This is a genomic window from Sphingomonas sp. (assembly GCF_042096255.1).
In the GTDB taxonomy this organism is placed as follows: Bacteria; Pseudomonadota; Alphaproteobacteria; order Sphingomonadales; family Sphingomonadaceae; genus Sphingomonas.
The window spans coordinates 1-2,764 of sequence record NZ_JBELLZ010000183.1; the positions used below are offsets into that span (position 1 = coordinate 1).

At 67.7% G+C, this 2,764-nt stretch carries 6 protein-coding genes; all 6 read right to left on the bottom strand.

What is annotated here, in order from left to right; translation table 11 throughout:
• Positions 1-460 (bottom strand): methylmalonyl-CoA mutase family protein (locus ACFDTH_RS18010; protein ID WP_375288923.1); only part of this gene is annotated, 460 nt, incomplete at its 3' end.
• 129 nt (positions 461-589) lie between these two features.
• Positions 590-1,381, bottom strand: coding sequence for an enoyl-CoA hydratase-related protein (locus tag ACFDTH_RS18015; protein ID WP_375288924.1), 792 nt, complete (start codon positions 1,379-1,381; stop codon positions 590-592).
• A gap of 25 nt (positions 1,382-1,406) precedes the next feature.
• The gene (mce, locus tag ACFDTH_RS18020; protein ID WP_375288925.1) at positions 1,407-1,826 is read right to left on the bottom strand and encodes a methylmalonyl-CoA epimerase; all 420 of its coding nucleotides are present in this window, start codon (positions 1,824-1,826) and stop codon (positions 1,407-1,409) included.
• Positions 1,823-2,041 (bottom strand): hypothetical protein, encoded by a 219-nt coding sequence (locus ACFDTH_RS18025; protein ID WP_375288926.1) that lies wholly within the window; start codon positions 2,039-2,041, stop codon positions 1,823-1,825. The genes mce and ACFDTH_RS18025 overlap by 4 nt, the downstream gene beginning before the upstream one ends.
• Positions 2,038-2,325: a hypothetical protein gene (locus ACFDTH_RS18030; protein ID WP_375288927.1), complete on the bottom strand. Its 288-nt coding sequence runs from the start codon at positions 2,323-2,325 to the stop codon at positions 2,038-2,040. Before ACFDTH_RS18030 ends, ACFDTH_RS18025 begins: the two co-directional genes overlap by 4 nt.
• 44 nt (positions 2,326-2,369) lie before the next feature.
• Positions 2,370-2,764: carboxyl transferase domain-containing protein (locus ACFDTH_RS18035; RefSeq protein WP_375288928.1), on the bottom strand; the 395-nt coding region annotated here is incomplete at its 5' end.

Here is a 2,764-nt window from a genome sequence, read left to right on the forward strand (position 1 = left end):
TGTCGATCGCGACGCCCGCCTTGCCGACGTCGCCGGTGACGCGCGGATGGTCGCTGTCGTAGCCGCGGTGGGTGGCGAGGTCGAAGGCGACGCTCAGCCCCTTCTGCCCCGCCTTGAGATTGCGGTGGTAGAAGGCATTCGATTCCTCCGCGGTGGAGAAGCCGGCGTACTGCCGGATCGTCCACGGCCGCCCGGCATACATCGACGCGCGCACGCCGCGGGTGAAGGGGGCGAAACCGGGGAGGCCGGGGTCCCAGCCGTCGACGTCCTCGGCGGTGTAGAGCGGCTTGACCTCGATCGCTTCGGGGGTGTGCCAGGTGAGGTCCTTGCCCTTGACCTCCTTGGCGGCGGCGGCGGCCCAGGCGTCGAGCGTGGGCGCGCCGGCCGGGGCAGGCCCTCGCGGCTTGGGGGCGGCGCCGGAATCCTCGCCGGTGTTGGTCTCGATCTTTGCTTCGGTCATTTCACTCACACCACCCCGGCGCACGCCGGGGTCCAGTTGCGATGGTTCCACATGTGGAGCACTCCCCGCCTCGCATCTGGCGGCCCGATCCTGGACCCCGGCGTGCGCCGGGGTGGTGCGCTCCCTCGATCACACCCCCTTGAACGCCGGCTTGCGCTTTTCGAGGAAGCTGAGGCCCCCCTCGCGCGCGTCCTGCGATCCGCCCGCGAGCCGCTGGCCTTCCGCCTCGGCGCGCAGCACCTCGTCGAAGGTGCCGTCGAGCGCGGTCATGATGTTACGGCGCATCGCCGCCAGCGCCACCGTCGGCCCGGCGGCGAGGCGTGTGGCGAGCGCCAATGCCTCGTCCATCAGCGCGGCATCGTCGACCGCCTTGTAGATCAGCCCCCATTCGGCGGCCTGATCGGCGGAGATCCGCTCGCCCAGCATCATCATCTGCGTCGCGCGCGCCTTGCCGATCGCGCGAGCGAGCAGCCAGGTTGAGCCGCCGTCCGGCACCAGGCCGATGTTGACGAAGGCCTGGAGGAAATAGGCGGACTTGCCCGCCAGCACGAAGTCGCCGGAAAGCCCCATCGAGCAGCCGACGCCCGCCGCCGGGCCGTTGACCGCGGTCACCACCGGCACCGGCAGGCGCAGGATTTGGCTCATCAGCGGGTTGTAGAAGTTCATCAGCGCGCGGTGGCTGGTGTCGCCGCCCTTGACCCGCGTCTGGCCCGAGCCCCGCGCCTGGAGGTCCGCGCCCGAGCAGAACGCCCGCCCCGCGCCGGTGAGCAGCACCGCGCGGGCGCCCTGGAGGTCGTACAGCGCCTCGGTCAGCTCCTGCGCCAGCTCGATCGAGGCGGCGTTGAGCCGGTCCGGGCGGTTGAGCGTGAGGACGAGAACGTCGCCCTTCTTCTCGGTCAGGATCGTTTCGTAGTCGGCCATCTGTTTTCTCCCTCTCCCAATCCGCTCAATGCGCCTCTGCGGGCGCCTCCATCAGCTCCACCAACATGCCGCCGAAATCGCGCGGGTGGACGAACACGATCGGCGTGCCATGCGCGCCGATCCGCGGCTCGCCCAGCACGGTCGCGCCATTGGCCTTGAGGTGCGCGACCGCGGCGTGGATGTCCGCCACCTCGAAACAGACGTGATGCTGCCCGCCCGCGGGGTTCTTGCGCAGGAACCCAGCGATCGGTGAGCTTTCGTCATAGGGCTCGATCAGCTCGATCTGGGTGTTGGGCGCGTCGATGAAGCACACCTTCACGCCCTGCGCGGGCAGGTCGAACGGCGCGCCGACCCTGTCGGCGCCGAGTAGCAGGCGATAGGTTTCGATCGACCTGGCGATCGAGGGCGTGGCGACGCCGACGTGGTTGAGGCGGCCGAGGGTCATGACTGTCCTTCGATACGGGGCAACGGACGCGCTCCAGTCCGGAGTTCCTCGATGGTTTCGAGACGAACAAGACGGCGATCAATCTGGATGATCGTGCCGATCACCCGGCGCACTTCCTCGTTCGTCGCCGCAAGTTCCTTGTCGAGCAAATCCACCTTGCTGCGCAGCAGCACGACCGACTCGATGGTCTTCATGGCATCGCCGATGAAGCTCACGCGCGCAGCCCCGCTTCGCGCAGCATCGCGTCGATTTCTGCGCGTAAGGTGCGCTGCCCATTGATCGCGCGGTCCAGGGCCGCGTGCATCTCTGGCAATGCCGCATCGAGTTCTTGAATCAGCAGCTTGAACCTGCCGTCCTCGTCCAGTTCGCTTTCGGCAACGTACCGGCTGGTCGCCTCCCGGACGACATGTCCAACAGACATGCCGCTCTCGCGGGCGAAGGCGTCCAGCGTTGCCTTGTGGTCGGGCGTGGTCAGGAAGGTCACACGTTCGGTCTGCATCAGCGCTCTCCTTCACATGACCTTATAATGTGTAGGATGGAGCGTCACAACGGGATGTTGTCATGCTTCTTCCACGGGTTCTCCAGCTGCTTCCCCCGTAGCTTCCTCAGCCCCAGCGCGATCCGCCGCCGCGTCGAGTGGGGCTGGATCACCTCATCGATGAAGCCCTTGCTTGCCGCGACGAACGGGTTGGCGAAGCGCGCCTCATATTCGGCGGTGCGCGCGGCGATCTCGTCCGGCGTGCGGCCGCGGAAGATGATCTCCACCGCACCCTTGGCGCCCATCACCGCGATCTCTGCGGTCGGCCAGGCATAGTTGAGGTCGCCGCGCAGGTGCTTGGACGCCATCACGTCATAGGCGCCGCCATAGGCCTTGCGCGTGATCACGGTGATCTTGGGCACGGTCGCCTCGGCATAGGCGAACAGCAGCTTCGCGCCGT